General features: G+C 62.8%; 12 protein-coding genes. 3 read left to right on the top strand and 9 right to left on the bottom strand.

From position 1 onward, the window contains the following. The first annotated feature begins 50 nt into the window (after nucleotides 1–50). Together PAN31117_RS12080 and PAN31117_RS12075 are read left to right on the top strand one after the other, a co-directional pair. A complete protein-coding gene (locus PAN31117_RS12080; RefSeq protein ID WP_246189044.1) occupies nucleotides 51–1082 on the top strand; it encodes an ATP-binding protein in 1032 nt (343 codons plus the stop codon). 126 nt (nucleotides 1083–1208) lie between these two features. Further along, complete coding sequence (locus PAN31117_RS12075; RefSeq protein ID WP_150738401.1) at nucleotides 1209–2666, top strand: M81 family metallopeptidase; 1458 nt, start codon at nucleotides 1209–1211, stop codon at nucleotides 2664–2666. Nucleotides 2667–2801: 135 nt separating this feature from the next. On the opposite strand, the gene PAN31117_RS12070 is transcribed toward PAN31117_RS12075, so the two are convergent. After that, nucleotides 2802–4034, bottom strand: coding sequence for an NAD(P)/FAD-dependent oxidoreductase (locus PAN31117_RS12070; protein ID WP_150738400.1), 1233 nt, complete (start codon nucleotides 4032–4034; stop codon nucleotides 2802–2804). Further along, entirely contained in the window at nucleotides 4031–4384 is a 354-nt protein-coding gene (locus PAN31117_RS12065; RefSeq protein ID WP_150738399.1) for a RidA family protein, read from the bottom strand. Before PAN31117_RS12065 ends, PAN31117_RS12070 begins: the two co-directional genes overlap by 4 nt. Nucleotides 4385–4593: 209 nt before the next feature. Between PAN31117_RS12065 and PAN31117_RS12060 the strand changes: the two genes are divergently transcribed. Further along, nucleotides 4594–5259, top strand: a complete 666-nt coding sequence (locus PAN31117_RS12060; RefSeq protein ID WP_150738398.1) for a helix-turn-helix domain-containing protein — start codon at nucleotides 4594–4596, stop codon at nucleotides 5257–5259. Nucleotides 5260–5269: 10 nt separating this feature from the next. Here the strand turns inward: PAN31117_RS12060 and PAN31117_RS12055 are convergent, their stop codons facing one another. The 7 genes from PAN31117_RS12055 to PAN31117_RS12025 form a co-directional block, all read right to left on the bottom strand. Next, nucleotides 5270–6061: an HAD family hydrolase gene (locus PAN31117_RS12055; protein WP_150738397.1), complete on the bottom strand. Its 792-nt coding sequence runs from the start codon at nucleotides 6059–6061 to the stop codon at nucleotides 5270–5272. A 141-nt stretch (nucleotides 6062–6202) separates the two neighbouring features. Next, complete coding sequence (locus tag PAN31117_RS12050; RefSeq protein WP_370855752.1) at nucleotides 6203–7072, bottom strand: ABC transporter permease subunit; 870 nt, start codon at nucleotides 7070–7072, stop codon at nucleotides 6203–6205. Nucleotides 7073–7077: 5 nt separating this feature from the next. Then, the gene (locus tag PAN31117_RS12045) at nucleotides 7078–7875 is read right to left on the bottom strand and encodes a taurine ABC transporter ATP-binding protein (RefSeq protein ID WP_150738396.1); all 798 of its coding nucleotides are present in this window, start codon (nucleotides 7873–7875) and stop codon (nucleotides 7078–7080) included. A 14-nt stretch (nucleotides 7876–7889) separates the two neighbouring features. Further along, the gene (gene tauA, locus PAN31117_RS12040) at nucleotides 7890–8921 is read right to left on the bottom strand and encodes a taurine ABC transporter substrate-binding protein (protein ID WP_150738395.1); all 1032 of its coding nucleotides are present in this window, start codon (nucleotides 8919–8921) and stop codon (nucleotides 7890–7892) included. 178 nt (nucleotides 8922–9099) lie between these two features. Next, nucleotides 9100–12675 (bottom strand): autotransporter outer membrane beta-barrel domain-containing protein, encoded by a 3576-nt coding sequence (locus tag PAN31117_RS12035; RefSeq protein WP_174990931.1) that lies wholly within the window; start codon nucleotides 12673–12675, stop codon nucleotides 9100–9102. Nucleotides 12676–13117: 442 nt separating this feature from the next. Next, nucleotides 13118–14032 carry an ABC transporter permease gene (locus tag PAN31117_RS12030; RefSeq protein WP_150738393.1) on the bottom strand — a complete coding sequence of 305 codons (915 nt, stop codon included), beginning with the start codon at nucleotides 14030–14032 and terminating at the stop codon, nucleotides 13118–13120. After that, nucleotides 14029–14898, bottom strand: coding sequence for an ABC transporter ATP-binding protein (locus tag PAN31117_RS12025; RefSeq protein WP_150738392.1), 870 nt, complete (start codon nucleotides 14896–14898; stop codon nucleotides 14029–14031). The genes PAN31117_RS12030 and PAN31117_RS12025 overlap by 4 nt, the downstream gene beginning before the upstream one ends.

Genomic DNA, 14898 nt, shown 5'->3' with positions numbered 1-14898 from the left:
GAAACAATCTGTTGACGAAGCCGCTACATGCGCGCGGGATAATGGCGCGCATGATCGAATCCTCTTCTACCGCGCCGGCCGCACCTCTCATGCACAAGCCATCGTTCGATTCCGCGTTCTATCGGCTGCTGTTCGTCATGCTCGTTATGGTGGCGTTGACGCAAGCGGGTACCGCGTTGCTGCTTTACACGTTCTATTCGTCTGCCGCCTTCAGGGCGCCTCCCGGTATGTCGACCGAACTGCAATTGGGGCTGGCCGCCACGGTTCAGATCGTGCCGCTGCTTTTCTCCTCCTGGGTCGGTGCACGCATGCTGTCGGTGCCGTTTCGGTCGCTCGCAGCCGGTGCAGCAGAGTTGTCGCGCAATATGGACGCGCCGCCGATTCCCGAAGCGGGGCCGATCGAAGCGCGTCAGGCGGCACGCGTCTTCAACTCGATGCAGGCGGCCATCCGGCGTCAGGTCAATGACCGCAATCGCTTTCTGGCTGCGGTGTCGCATGACTTGCGCACACCGCTCACGCGTATGCGTCTGCGAGTGCGCACCCTCGAAGGCTCGGAGTTCAACGACCGGATGATTGCCGACATCGACGAGATGACGCAGTTGCTCGACGCGACACTGTCGTTTCTTCGTAACGAGGCCGTCACCGAAGAATTCAGCCCTATCGATATCGATGCGCTGATGGATGCCATTGCGGAAGATGCGCTGGAAAGCGGTCAGAGAGTCTCGGTGCACGGCGCCATCGCGCCACTCCTCGCGCAACCGCTGGCGTTGAAACGTTGCCTGACCAATCTGGTCGCGAATGCCATCCGCTACGGCGGCGAAGCACGCATCGAACTGATTGACGGCGACGAGCAAGTGCAGATCGATATCGTGGATCGCGGCCCCGGCATTCCGGAACGCGATCTCGAACGGGTCCTGGAACCGTTCTTCCGGCTTGAAGGATCTCGCAGTCGCGATACGGGCGGCACCGGACTCGGGCTGGCCATTGCGAACGATGTGGTGAAACGTCACGCAGGATCGCTGACGTTGCTCAACGCTGGAGATGGCGGGCTGATCGCCCGCGTGGTACTGCCCAGACGCTAACTGTCGATCGTCGCGCGAGCGTGTTATCCGGCGTGTGTGTCAATGTCGATACACACTGCTCACAATCCGGCAACGCGGTCTTCATAGAGTGTGTGAAACGACCTTCTTCACACCTTTGGACTCGCAATGAAGATCTTCGCGGCAAACCTTTCTACCGAAACAAACACATTCGCGCCGTGCCCCACGGGATGGGGTGGATTTCAGGAGAACGGGATCTACCGGGGCGACGCCAGCATCCGCGCGTCCGATAGCGTGGGCTACATGATGGCCGAGCTTCGTCGTCTCGCAGAGTCGGACGGTCACGAACTGGCCGAAGGGCTGAGTGCAGAGGCGCAACCGTCCGGCCCGGTGATTCGGGAAGTCTACGAAACGTTGCGCGACGAAATCGTCGCCGGTGTGCGCGCCGCCTTGCCGCTCGACGCGGTCGTTCTCATGCTGCACGGCGCGATGGTGGCACAGAACCACGACGATTGCGAAGGCGATCTGCTCGCGTGCGTTCGCGAAGTGGTCGGCCCGGATGTCCCCATTGCCGCGACGCTCGACCCGCACTGCCACTTCACCGAGCTGATGCAATACGCGGCCAATATTCTCATCGCCTACAAGGAATATCCGCACACCGACGGCATCGACCGGCTGCATGAAGTCTACCGACTCGTGACGCAAGCGGCCGAGCGGAGAATCTCCCCGGTCACCGCCGTGCACGATTGCCGGATGGTCGGCGCGTGGCACACGACGACAGAACCGATGGCGGGCTTCGTTCGACGGATGAAGTCGTTCGAGGGGCATGACGGCATTCTGTCCGTCTCCCTGGGTCACGGCTTTCCGTGGGGCGATGTGCCCGAGGCCGGGGCAAAGCTGTGGGTCATCGCGGACGGCGATCCGGCGCGTGCCGCTGCGCTGGCGCATCAGTTGGGCAACGAGTTCTGGGCGTTGCGCCACGAGGTCCAGCCCAAATGGCTCGATCTCGATCACGGACTCGACGTGGCACTCGGCGTCGGCACCGGTCCGGTGGTCGTCGCAGACGTAGCCGACAACCCGGGCGGGGGCGCGCCGGGCGATAGCACCTTCATCCTGCGACGGGTTGTCGAGCGGGACATTCCCGACGTCGCACTGGGTTGCTTCTGGGATCTCGGCGCCATTCAGATCTGTGCGGACGCCGGTGTCGGGGCCACGCTCGATCTTCGGATCGGCGGGAAGTGCGGCACCGCCTCGGGCGATCCCATCGATTTACGCGTCACGGTACGCGCCGTGCACGACACGCACTCGCAGAGCATTCGCGGCATGTCGATTCCTTTGGGACGTTCGGTCTGGGTGGAAGGCGCAAACGGGCTGGACATCGTGCTCGTTTCCGTACGAACACAAGTCATTGGCGTCGACGCGTTCACCGGTCTCGGCATTGCGATGGACGCCAAGCGTCTCGTCATCGTGAAATCGACGCAGCATTTTCAGGCAGAATTCGCGCCTCGCGCGAAAGCCGTCGTGCATCTTGCGGCGCCAGGGGCATTGACGCCTGACTTCGCCGCACTTCCCTATCGACACCGCAGCCTCAAATACTGGCCTCGCGTCGAGAATCCGTTTGTTTGATTCTCGGCATCTCGCGCTCGATTGAGCGCCCTTGATCAGAATTTCGCCCGCCATCGGCGGGCCGGTCTGACGATTTGCCGGGCTTCGCCAAAACTCCGGCAAATTTTTGCCCTTCCTTGCGAAGGGCATTTTTTTTCAGAACCTGTCGGTGCGAAATGGCGTCGGGTCAACCAGCGTCCGCTCACCCGAGATCATCTCGGCGATCAGACGGCCTGTCACCGGTCCGAGCGTCAGACCGTGGTGAGCGTGACCGAACGCGAACCAAAGATCGCGATGTCGCAGCGCCGGACCAATGATCGGCAGCATGTCGGGCGTGCAAGGACGGCTGCCCATCCACGGTTGCGCTTCGACGGGCGTGCCGAGCGGGAACACGCTTCTGGCCAACGGCTCCACCGCCGCGAGTTGAACCGGTGTACGAGGGGCGTCACGCAACGCAAGTTCAACGCCGGTCGTCAGACGGATGCCCTGATTCATAGGTGCCATCACGAAGCCGCGCTCCGCATCCAGCACGGTTTGGTTCAACGTTGCACCGTTCTCGGGGCGGAAATGCCGGTGATAGCCCCGCTTGGAAACTAACGGCAGCCGATAGCCCAGCGCGTTCGTGACGGTATCGGACCACGGCCCCATTGCAACAACCGCGTGCCGACCTTCGATCTCCCCGTCTTCCGTTTGCACGCGCCAGTGAGGCTTCAACGTGGTGGCGTCTGCCCTGACGATGCGTCCGCCCAGTGACTTGAAGTGTTGCGCATAGCGACTCACCAGTTCGCCAGGATCGCGTATCGAGCCGGAGGCCGTATAGCGAATTGCGCCTGCCAACGTTCGCGCGAGCGACGGTTCATCGCGTTGAAGCTGCACGGGGTCGAGCGGCTCGAACGGGACGTCGTACTCGCTTCGCCAGCGCTCGGCTTCGCGGTATGCGGCGTCGAACGCGCCTGCCGTGTGGAAGATCTTCAGCCAGCCACCTTCGCGCAGCAGATCCTGTGCGCCCGCACGTTCGATCAGGGTGTTGTGCTCCGTCAGACAATGCTCGATGAGGGTGCTGTAATGGCGGGCGATCTGCGCGTGACGATGCGGTGCAGAGTGGTGCCAGTAGCGCGCGAGAAATGGCGCGATACCCGGCAGTGCCGCCAGGTGATACCGCACGTCCGTGGACTGATTGCGCGCGTAACGCAGCAGCGTTCCGATGTCTCTGGCGAACGCGTATGGATACACGCCTTCGCGCTGGATCAGTCCGGCATTTCCGTAGGACGTTTCGCGCCCGGGCGCTGCACGGTCGATGAGAACCGTGTTCAGCCCCCGGCGCTGGAGATGGATCGCGGTGGAGGTGCCGACAATGCCAGCACCGAGCACAAGCACGTCGACTGTCATGCCAGCGCCGTCACGGCAATTTCCACGTCGAAACCGGCGCGCATCAGCAGCGATTGAACGCACGCACGCGTAGGGGCGTGCCCGTCCGGCACCCAGACGTCCCACACGCGGTTGAATTCGTCGAAATGACGCGCGTCGGACAGCCAGATATTCGCGGTCAGCAAACGCGTCTTTTCGATCCCCGCTTCGGCCAGCAGCGCATCGATATGCTTTAGCACTTCGATGGTCTGATCGGTAATCGTCGCGCCCGCCGTGTCCGGGACCTGACCGGCAAGATATACAACCCCGTTAGCCACGACCACCTGACTCATTCGGCCATTGGTTTTTATGCGCGTGATGTCTTTCTTCATGGTTCGAACTCAGCTCGGAAGAGAAAAGAAATGAAAAGAGAAGTGAATGGACGACCGCTAACGTAGACTCAACGGATTCGCGGTTGCTTGAATTATCATATATGAGAATTTCGATTCTCGTATACGAGAAAATACCAAGAGACGTGACGAGATCAACGACGTCGTGTTTTGTTCGGAAGATGTGAACGGGACACGTTCAGTGAAGTGTTATGACGCCACCTAAACAAAAGAAAACGCCAACGCCGACCAAGCGGAATCCGGCCCGGAGCGAGAGCGGACAGGTCAGCCAGATCAGCCATCAGACGGTGGGCGCACGGCTGCGCAACGCGCGTAGTGCCAACGGGCTGACGCTCAAGGCGCTGAGCGAGCGCTCAGGGGTGGCGGTATCCACTATCTCTAAAGCGGAGCGCGGCGATATCGCGCTGACGTACGACAAATTCGGTGCGCTGGCGCGCGCGCTGAATCTGGACTATTCGGCGATCTTCGGCGATGAAGAGACGGCACCCGGCGGCGCGATGAGCCCGTCGTTCACTGCGGCGGGAAAGCAGGCGATCTACGAGACGCCGAACTATCGCTACGGCATGATCGCCTCCGATCTGCACGACAAGCGCATGGTGCCGATGCGCGCGCACATTCGCGCGCGAAAGCTGGAAGATTTCCCCGACTACATTCGTCACGCCGGTGAGGAGTTCGTCTTCGTCCTATCGGGCAACTTGCTGTTGCAGTTTGAGAACGGCACGAAGTTCCGGCTAGCGCCGGGCGACAGCCTCTACTTCGACAGCGGCGTGGGGCACGTGTATCTGAGCGAGCACGAGGACGGCGTCGAAGCGGTCGTCTGCTGTGTGGACATGAATGTTGCGCATCCCGTGTTGTGAGTGCGAGCCACTATCCACGTAGCGCGGAGCGCGACTGAAGAATGGCGCTGGCGAATTCCACGAAACCGGCGCCCCCTGGGCCACGCGTGATCCATCGCGGGGGAACCGGTAATTGCGACAGGTAATCCGTCACCGTGCTTACACCCGCCGTGTGTTTGAAAAACTCGAACATGGGCGCGTCGTTGGTGGAGTCGCCGCAATAGGCGACTACCTCGTAGGCGGATTCAGCGTCAATGCCGTATGTGTCGGCGAGAACTCGCAATGACATCGTCAACTTGTCATAGCCGCCGACCCAGCCCAGCACCCACAGGTTGTTTATCGTCGCATCCGCGCCCGCCTGCCTCAGCGCCTCGACGATACGGGCATCGGTATCCGCCCCTGTACGGCGATAGGCGAGGCTCGTAAGCCGAAACACCTGATCGTCGGCCTGTTGCACCTGTGGCACTGCGGCTTCGACGGCCTTTGCAATGGACTTCAGTTGTTCGCGCACCTGCTCAACGTTATCGGGCGAATGCCAGAAATGCCGTTCGACCTGGTGCCCGTCCGAACTTGGCTGCAAGAACAAACCACCGTTTTCGGCAATGACACCGTCGACGGGCCACATGCGTGCCATCTGGTCGCACCATCCGGCCGGGGCCGCTGTGACGGGTACCACGCGAATGCCACCGGCTTCCAGTTGCGCCAGCGCCGTGTACGTTTCGGCGGGCAGGCGGCCCTTATAGGTCAACGTCTCGTCCATATCCGTAAGCACGAATCGGACGGTCGAAAATTGATTCGCTGTTGCCAGGGAAAGGGGTTGCATGATGAGCGGTTGGCAATGGAAGGCAGCAAATTATGCGGGGCATTCCGATAAACGCTTTGGTGAATTATGAAAATGCTTATCGCGATTTGTTGTTAGTGAGCCAATCGGTTGCCTCTTGCTGTGTTCGGGGTGTACTGGCCATCAGCGGCCACGCCAGGGGACGAGGCGCTTTTCCAGCGCACGTATGCCCAGGTCGAAGCACCATGCGATAACACCAATGAGCACGATGCCCATGACAACCACGTCCGTGCGAAGAAAACTCGACCCGTTGAGCACCATCTGCCCGAGGCCTGCGGTGGCCGCGACCATCTCTGCGGCCACCAGTGTGGTCCACCCGAACCCGACGGCGATGCGTAAGCCCGTCAGAATTTCGGGCAGCGCAGCAGGCAGGATGACGTGGCGAACCACTTGCAGATAACTTCCCCCGAGCGAGTAGGCCGCGTGGATTTGTTCGGTGGTTGCGCTACGCGCGCCCGCGCGAGCCGCCATCGCTATCGGCGCAAAGCAGGCAAGGTAGATGACGATGATCTTCGCTGCCTCGTCGATGCCGAACCAAATGACGACTAGCGGGAGATAGGCCAGCGGCGGGAGCGGCCGATAGAATTCAAGTACCGGATCGAGTATCCCGCGGGCGATGCGGCTAACTCCCATGAGAATACCCACCGGTACAGCCGTCATCGCGGCGAGTGCGAAAGCGCCAAAGACGCGCAACGCGCTCCACGCGAGATGCTCCGACAAAGGTCGGCCGCCTTGAATACGGCCGTGGACCGCATCGAGAAATGCGTTCCATACTGCTTCCGGCGTCGGCAGAAACAATGGCGGCAGCCACTGCAAATGGGTCGATATCCACCATAGCCCCCCAATCGACAGAACCGCCAGGAAACTGAGCCGCGCGGTTGGCCCCTCACCCGGCATGCGCCACGCGCGGGTATGTTTCGTCTGGCTGGGATTGGGCGCTTGCGACGCCGATGCTGCCCGTGGAGTATTGACCGCAGACATTTCAGATGGCATGGGACTCAGACCGTCAATGCAAGAGAAGGCGACTCGCGCAGCCGATGGACGAGCCGTTCGCGCCATTCGATAAAGTCGGGCGACGACTTGACGGCGCGGGCGTCCCGAGATTCGAGAAACTGCCGCGAAAACGGCAGTTCGTGACTCTCGGCGATACGCCCCGGGCCGGGCGTCATGACAATGACGCGCGTCCCGAGGAAAAGGGCTTCCTCCACGCTATGCGTGATGAAGAAAATCGTCTTGTGGGTACGCTCCCAGATATCCAGAACGAGTTCCTGCATCGACTCTCTTGTCATCGCGTCCAGCGCCCCCATCGGTTCATCCATCAGGAGCACACGCGGATCGTTGGCCAGCGCTCGCGCAATACCGACCCGCTGCTGCATGCCCCCGGACAGCGAGTACACCCGCGACTCCGCAAAACGTTCGAGGCCGACCAACGCCAACGTGCGAAGCGCGGTCGCCTGCCGTTGCGCCTTCGATATCCCCTGGAATCGCAGCCCGAGTGCGACGTTGTCGAGTACATTCAGCCACGGCAACAACGCGTATCGCTGGAATACCACGCCACGCTCGGCGCCGGGCCCCGTCACCGGTACCCCGTCGAGGCTCACATCACCCTCGGTCGCCGACAGGAAGCCAGCGATGCAATTGAGTAACGTAGTCTTCCCGCACCCCGAAGCGCCAAGGGCAACAACAAACTCCCCGGTGCCGATATGCAGGTTCACGTTCTCAAGCGCTATGGTGGGTGCAGTACCGCGCGTGCCGTCATAGGCGACGTGCAGCCGCCGGATGTCCAGTCCACTCATTGGAATACGCCCACTCAACGCGCTGCGGCGCGCTGGGCGAACTGAGGATCGACGCCCACTGAGTAGTCCGGCAGCACGGCCTGAATCGTGCCCTGCTCCTTGAGAAATGCAGCCGTCGCTGCGAGGGACTTGGCGGCACCCGACTGCTTGCCGCCCCCGAGCCACAAGTTGGAGGCCTGCTGAGCGGCGGTGGGGAATGCGTACAGCGCCAGACTTGCCGGGACGTCCGCCGCGTTCGCGCCGGACTCCTTGGCCACCGCTGCGACCTGCGGCGAACCGACAGTCCACGTCTGCGGGTGGTCCCGATAGCTCGCGTCGGTTGCTGCAAGCACCTTCACGAAACGATCGAGGAATTCCTTGTTCGCGGTGGCAAATTTTCGGTCTGCCACGAATCCGTCAAAGGTGGCTTTGCCCGTGGCCTTGGCCACTTCGCCAGACGTGATCAATACCTTGCCGTTCTTTTTGGCTTTGGCCAGCACCGGGTCCCACACGTAGGTGGCGTCGATATCGCCGCGCTCCCATGCGGCGGCGATCTCAGGCGGTCTCAGATTGACGATCTTGACGTCGGACGGGTTGACCCCGGCAGACTGCAATGCCACCAGCGTGTGAAAGTGCGAAGTCGAGACGAAGGTGACGCCAACCTTCTTGCCGGTCAGTTGTTTGACGGATGTCACACCGGAGCCGTCCCGCGCGACCAGCGCTTCGGCGTCGTTGATATTGTCCAGAATCCAGAACAACGACAGATCCACACCCTGCGACAATCCGGCGGCAATCGGGCTCGAACCTGCTTCTCCGAGCTGCACCGATCCGGAAGCCAGCGCGCGAATCACATCGGCACCGCTACCGAGCTTGCGATAGGTCACCTTGTAGCCGGTGGCGCGTTCCACCTCGCCCGTGGCCTGTGCGTAACGCCAGGGCACGATCATGTCCTGATACGCGATGACGACTTCCTTCGCCTGTGCTTGCGCACACGGCGTGTACGCCGTTGAAAATGCCAATGCACTGAAGGCACTCAGGATGGCGAGCGGTCGGAGCAATCGGTTCATTGAATTCCCTCATTCTTGTAGTTGGATTCAGCGAACCACTATAGAGGGACGTGCGATACCGCGTACCAATGGATTGGCACTTGCTTATGGCGCACAACGTAGATTCGTTTTCTTTGCCCATTCGATGCCAGCGAGGCCCGCCCGCCTCCCCAAACGGGCGACACCACGCCGATTTCGGTCAGAACCGGTAGCTCACCTTCAGGCTGCCCGCCTGCGCGGATGCGCGTGCGGTATTGACGAGCGCATCGTAGGCGAGAGAGACGTCCAGATGCTTCGCGAGCGTGACGCCGAAGCTCGCGCCAAGCGTCAGATAGCCGCGCGCCAGGCGCGTGCCCGGGGCCACGAAAATCGTGCCGTCCTGCGAGGATACGGTGATGGCCCGTCCGGCATCGAGCAATTCGTGCGCATAGGCTGCGCGAAATTGCACATGCATCGGTCGCCACACCTCTCCGAACGCCTTGTCGAACGTTACGCCCACGAAGGGCTGAAGGCTGCGCGTATTGTCCGTCCCAACGCGCAGATTCTGTCCGCCCGCACCGCTTTCGTCGAAACCGTTGGCATGGAAGTAGGCGTAGCGCAAGCCGACACGCGGCGTGACCACCACTCCGGCGATCGACAACGGTGCGCTCGCCTGTGCTGCTACAGTGAACTCCTGCCCGATATGATCGCCTTGGGCCGTGCCGATGCCCGCGAACGGTCGCTTCTGTGACATGAAATCAAGGCCGTAGCCTACCGATGCCGCAACGTCGACCGGACCGATCTCGCGACTCGCATAAGCGGCCAGTCGCAGCGTGTCGATCATGCCTGAGTTCGCCGTGCCCGCCTCCGAGAGATCGGCGTGGGAATAGCCGCCTGCCAACCCGAAGGTATTGCCCCCCATGCGCTTGTGCGCGCCCGCGAGGAAGCCGTAACGGTTTTCCTGAAACCCTGGCTGGCCGTCGGTGCCGGACAAACGCCCGTGAAGCCCGGTCGCGTTCGCCCAGACCGTGGGCTCGTCAGAGGTCGCATCGCCGGTCGCCAGCCCCGTCCCGACGGACCGCCTCGTGGCCTGGTCGAGCACCGCTGCCGTCGTTGACTGGGCGTTCATCACCGCCGCCGTGCCAAGGGCAGTGAAAACGCTCGTGTTCTTCGGCGCAACGACCACGCCTCCCGACGGATCCGAAGCGCCCGGGCCGCCGGATGCCGGATCGTTGAGCGCGAGCGTCACGTCGTTTGCGCCGTAGCTCAGGGCGGAGCGCAGATTGCCAAGATCGGCACCGGCCGACACCGCCTCGGTCACCGAGGAGAATCGCCCGCTCACACCGTTCGCCGCGCTCAACAAGGTATATCGCGTCGACCGATAGGTGCCCGGGTCATAGCTAATCGCGAGCACGCCGTTCAATGTCGCGCTGCCCGACACCTTGAGCAGCGACGCCGTCGTCGGGCTGACCTCAATCGCCAGCGTAGCGTTCGATGCTTGCGTGTAGTTTCCGGCGACGCTCAACGTACCGATGGACCCGCCCGGCGCCACGATGCCGCCGTTGGTTACACTGCCGAGGATCGTGCCGTGCCCGCGCAATGTGCCCTGCGAACCGACCGCAACGTCGCCGCCCTGCACCGCGCGGTCGTGCGCGGCGTCGCCGATCTCGAGCGTGCCCGCCGCAACCGTGGTCGTGCCGGTAAAAGCGGTGCTTGTCCCATTGAGCACCAGCATGCCGGCGCCCCGTTTGACGAAAGCCCCGCTGCCGGTGAGGTCGCCGGCATAGGTGGCGTCGCTCGCAGCATCGACCGTCAGCGTGCTCGTGCCAACGGCGAAACGCGTGCCCGCCGCACCGGACAAGCCGGAGAGGGTTAGCGCGCCTGCGGCGGAGACATCGAACGTAGCGCCGCTGCCGCCGAGAATCACTGTCGTTGCCGACGACAACTGTCCGCCAGCGATAAGCGCGAGCGTGCCCGCATTGATTGTCGTCGCGCCGGTATAGGTGTTCGCGCCCGCAAGTGTCTGCGTGCCGCCGTTCAGCGTCAGGCCGCCTGTACCGGAGATCGTGCCCGAGAAGACGCCCGCCGCCTGGGTCAGCGTCAGCGTGCGCGCCCCGAGCGAGACCGTCCCAAGTCCTGTCAGGGCCGTCAGTGAGGCGCCATTCGTTGTGGCGGAAATATCGAGGGTGCCGTTATTCGCCACACCGCTCGACGACGCAACACTTCCGGTGCCGGTCAGGGCTAGCACCGCGCCGTTATCGATGGTCGTCGCGCCGGAATAGGTATTCACGCCGGTTAGCGTCTGTGTGCCGCCGCGCAGGTGTACGCCACCGGTGCCGTCGATGACGCCATCGAATGCCGAGGCCGCGTTGGTGAGCGAGAGCGTCTGGCCGCCGAGTCGCACGGCACCGCCGCCAGAAAGCGCTTTGATCGATGTGCCCGCCGTCACGCCCGAAATATCGAACACACCGCCAACGCCGCCCACACCGGCCACTGTCACCCCCGACGATGCCGCGATGCTTGCGTTGCCTAATAGCGCCAGCGTGCCGCTGCCGATCGTCGTGGCTCCTGTATACGTATTGACCGACGTCATCGTCAAGACATTCGAGTTGACGCCACCGAGCGTCAGTGTGCCAGCGCCCGATACCGCGCCTGTCATCGTTAAGCCGGATCTCGCAGTCGAGAAAATCACGTTCGACGCGGCGTCGCTCAGAACAATGGCATTGTTCAGCGTCAGCCCGGAATTGAGGGCGGCGATGGTGGCACTTGCACCGGCGTCGAATAGCAGATCGCCGAGTATGACCGAGCCGGACAGCAGATTCAGCGCGTTGTTCAGGCCACCGAACTCGATGGCCGCGGCGCGCGCTGTGCCACCATTGTTCATCCCGCCCATGATGAGGCCGTCATTGACAATCGCGTCGTTACCGCGCGTGCGTACGCCGACACCACCGGTCAAACCGGCGCCGCCCGAGATGGTTCCGGCATTTGCAAGCGTGTTGGCCGTTCCCGCGAGATTAACGCCAATGCCGCCACTGCCCGCCGTGCCGCCTGCGAAGGTCGCAGTACCCGCGGCCCCTCCGGCACCGCCCGAGATCGTGCCCGTGTTAACGATGTCGGCGCGCCCGCCAAGCGCGAGCAACCCGTCGCCGCCACCGCCACCGCCACCGCCGAAAGCCCCGGAACCGCCGACACCGCCTACCCCTCCGGTAATCGTCCCCGAATTGTTGATCGATGCCATTCCCGCGACTGACATCATCCCGGCACCACCACCTCCGCCGCCGCCGCCGTTGCCCACGCCACCGAGGGCGTTGCCGCCCTGGCCCCCGGCACCGCCGGTAAGCGCCGCCGAAACGAAGATGTTGCGGCCGGAATAAAAAAGTCCGACGTTGCCGCCATTGCCACCGGTGGCAAAGTTAGTTCCGCTGGTGCCGTCGCTGCCGTCGAGGCCACTCGTCGACGTATTGAACGTTATGTTGTCGGAGACGACGATCAGTGCCGGCGCCCCGGCCGACGCCGGAACACCATCGCCGGACGCGCCAGTGCCGCCTGTCCCCTGTGCTCCCCAGGCGCCGGGAACCGGCACCGTCACGCTGTTTGTATCCAGCGTACTCGAACCGCCGCCCTGCCCGTTGCCAACGCCACCGGCGCCGCCCCGCGCCGAAGCGCCATCGCCTCCGGCTGCGCCGCAGCCGCTGATGTCACCCGTGCCGCATGTCCCGGCCGCCCACAGCGCAGGGGCGGTCCCGGCAAGCGCCAATGCGACCGCCGCATTGCCAGCAGTTCGAACGATTTGCATACCAAACGGACGTCTGACCAACGAGGGAAGCGCGCCACGCACACCAGGCGTTGCCAGCGTTATGGTCGATGGGAACTGAGCTTTTTGAGCACGACGCGAAGCACGCCTGAGTTTGCGTGAGACCACGGATATCCTCTCGTATTGGGCCGTGCATGGCGACCGGCGACCGAGAAGATTCGGCCTTTCCCCCGCAGTACGGCAGTTCTCGAACACCAGTGCTCTGAGATGCCGTTCTATTTGAATTGCTTGAGCACTGGAACGATGCAATCTGTTCACCCGATGCATCGGAAACCGAATGTAATACAACGAAAGGTAGTTCGCTACCCGGATTCGCCCGATGGCAAGGTCATGTCCGCGCCGCTACGTCCGGGATCTGTTTGACCGCCCCCTCCGGAGTGGCCAAATTGCGCAGTTTCTTAGACGAGTATCGTCCGCCATACCCTCATGCGCTTTGCATCCCCCAGCGCCGCACCGTCCACCGGGCGAGCGTATCGAAGACGAGATGCTCCACGAGCAAGCCGATCAGTATGACCGTCAGCAGACCGGCGAATACGCGGTCGGTGTATAGCTCGTTGCGGTTCTGATAGATGTACCAGCCCAGTCCGCCTGCCCCCGTGTTCGCCCCGAAAACGAGTTCGGCGGCGATCAGCGTGCGCCACGCGAAGGCCCAGCCCACACGCAGCCCGGAGAGCACCGACGGCAGTGCAGCGGGCGTCAGAATCCAGGCGACTTGCCGCAATCCCGACAGTCCGTAGTTGCGTCCGATCATGCGCAGTGTGGGCGAAACCGATTCGAAACCCGTGTAGATACTCAACGACAAGGGCCACAACACCGCATGCACCAGCACGAACAGCAGGCTGCCCGTGCCTAGCCCGAACCAAAGCAGCGCCAGCGGCAGCAGCGCAATCGAGGGGAGCGGGTTGAACATGCCCGTTAGCAACGAGAGCAGATCGCGCCCCACGGCGCTCGACATGGCCAGCGACGTCAGAGCGAACGCGCACAACACACCAAGGCCGTATCCTCGCAGCAGCATCCAGAGCGACGTGCCTGTGCGCGCGAACAACTCCCCGCTTGCCGCACTCTCCCACCACGCCCGTGCGGTGGCACTGGCGCCCGGCAGCAGCAGATCGTTGTCGACCCATCGGGCCGCGATTTCCCACAGCACGAGCAGCGCAACACCGATGATCAGCTTTCGCCAGACGCTCGGACTCACCGCCCGCCATCGAACCTGCCTGCCCGCTGCGTCGTTGTCTTTTCCGTCAATCGGCAACGCGGACGCGCGTGGCGTCCTCGGGAAAATTCTTTCGGGGCGGCGCGACGCGCGAATTCGGACCGGCTTGGGCGAAAGCGAGCTCATGCCGTCTCCCCAGTGCTTCGCGACGGCAGTTGTTCGCCGAAGAGCAGATCGTGAATACGTGCACTTGCACGCCGGAAGTCCGGGGATGCCACCTCGTCGAGCCCGAACGTTCCCGCGTCGAGTTCGGCCCGCAGACGTCCCGGCTGACCGTCGAGCAGCACGATCCGGGTGCCTACGACAAGCGCTTCTTCTATGGAGTGCGTCACGAACATGAGCGTGACACGCGTGTCTTCCCACAAACGCAGTAATTCTTCCTGCATGCGTGTACGCGTTAGCGCGTCAAGGGCTGCGAAAGGTTCGTCCATAAGCAACACGCGTGGCCGCACCGCCAGTGCGCGGGCGATGGCGACGCGCTGCTTCATCCCGCCCGAGAGCGTGTGAGGGAATGCGTCGGCAAATCGGGAGAGTCCGACTTTTTCCAGAGTATCGAGGGCAAGCTCGCGTGCTTCGCGACGCGAAAGCCCTTTGCCGACGCGCAGCGGAAACATCACGTTCTGCGCGACCGTTTTCCACGGCGCGAGTTGGTCGAACTCCTGAAAGACCACCATCCGGTCGATGCCCGGCTTGGCGACCGAGTGCCCATCGAGCACGATCTCACCACGTGTCGGCTTGACGAAACCGCCGATGGCCTTGAGCAAAGTCGATTTGCCGCAGCCCGACGGCCCAAGAAGCACGAGACGGTCGGCGTCATAGACATCGAACGATATGTTGCTCACACCAGCGACATGGCGACCCTTCGTACGAAACTCGATATCTAGCTCGCGCACCTCGAGCACACGCTCGCCGAGGACTTCTCCGGGGGTAGCGGCAACGTCGGCGTCGCCGTCCACTGGCCGCAGGGGTTGCAGGGCGCTCGTCGCTCCCAT

The organism is Pandoraea anapnoica, assembly GCF_902459765.1.
Classification (GTDB): Bacteria; Pseudomonadota; Gammaproteobacteria; order Burkholderiales; family Burkholderiaceae; genus Pandoraea; species Pandoraea anapnoica.
This window is presented reverse-complemented; position numbering and strand designations above follow the sequence as displayed.

Coding starts and splice junctions, on each gene's coding strand:
- PAN31117_RS12075 (WP_150738401.1), top strand. CDS start 1,209: ATGAAGATCTTCGCGGCAAACCTTTCTACCGAAACAAACACATTCGCG.
- PAN31117_RS12050 (WP_370855752.1), bottom strand. CDS start 7,072: ATGCCATCTGAAATGTCTGCGGTCAATACTCCACGGGCAGCATCGGCG.
- PAN31117_RS12065 (WP_150738399.1), bottom strand. CDS start 4,384: ATGAAGAAAGACATCACGCGCATAAAAACCAATGGCCGAATGAGTCAG.
- PAN31117_RS12045 (WP_150738396.1), bottom strand. CDS start 7,875: ATGAGTGGACTGGACATCCGGCGGCTGCACGTCGCCTATGACGGCACG.
- PAN31117_RS12060 (WP_150738398.1), top strand. CDS start 4,594: ATGACGCCACCTAAACAAAAGAAAACGCCAACGCCGACCAAGCGGAAT.
- PAN31117_RS12055 (WP_150738397.1), bottom strand. CDS start 6,061: ATGCAACCCCTTTCCCTGGCAACAGCGAATCAATTTTCGACCGTCCGA.
- PAN31117_RS12070 (WP_150738400.1), bottom strand. CDS start 4,034: ATGACAGTCGACGTGCTTGTGCTCGGTGCTGGCATTGTCGGCACCTCC.
- PAN31117_RS12025 (WP_150738392.1), bottom strand. CDS start 14,898: ATGGGAGCGACGAGCGCCCTGCAACCCCTGCGGCCAGTGGACGGCGAC.
- PAN31117_RS12035 (WP_174990931.1), bottom strand. CDS start 12,675: ATGCAAATCGTTCGAACTGCTGGCAATGCGGCGGTCGCATTGGCGCTT.
- PAN31117_RS12080 (WP_246189044.1), top strand. CDS start 51: ATGATCGAATCCTCTTCTACCGCGCCGGCCGCACCTCTCATGCACAAG.
- PAN31117_RS12030 (WP_150738393.1), bottom strand. CDS start 14,032: ATGAGCTCGCTTTCGCCCAAGCCGGTCCGAATTCGCGCGTCGCGCCGC.
- tauA (WP_150738395.1), bottom strand. CDS start 8,921: ATGAACCGATTGCTCCGACCGCTCGCCATCCTGAGTGCCTTCAGTGCA.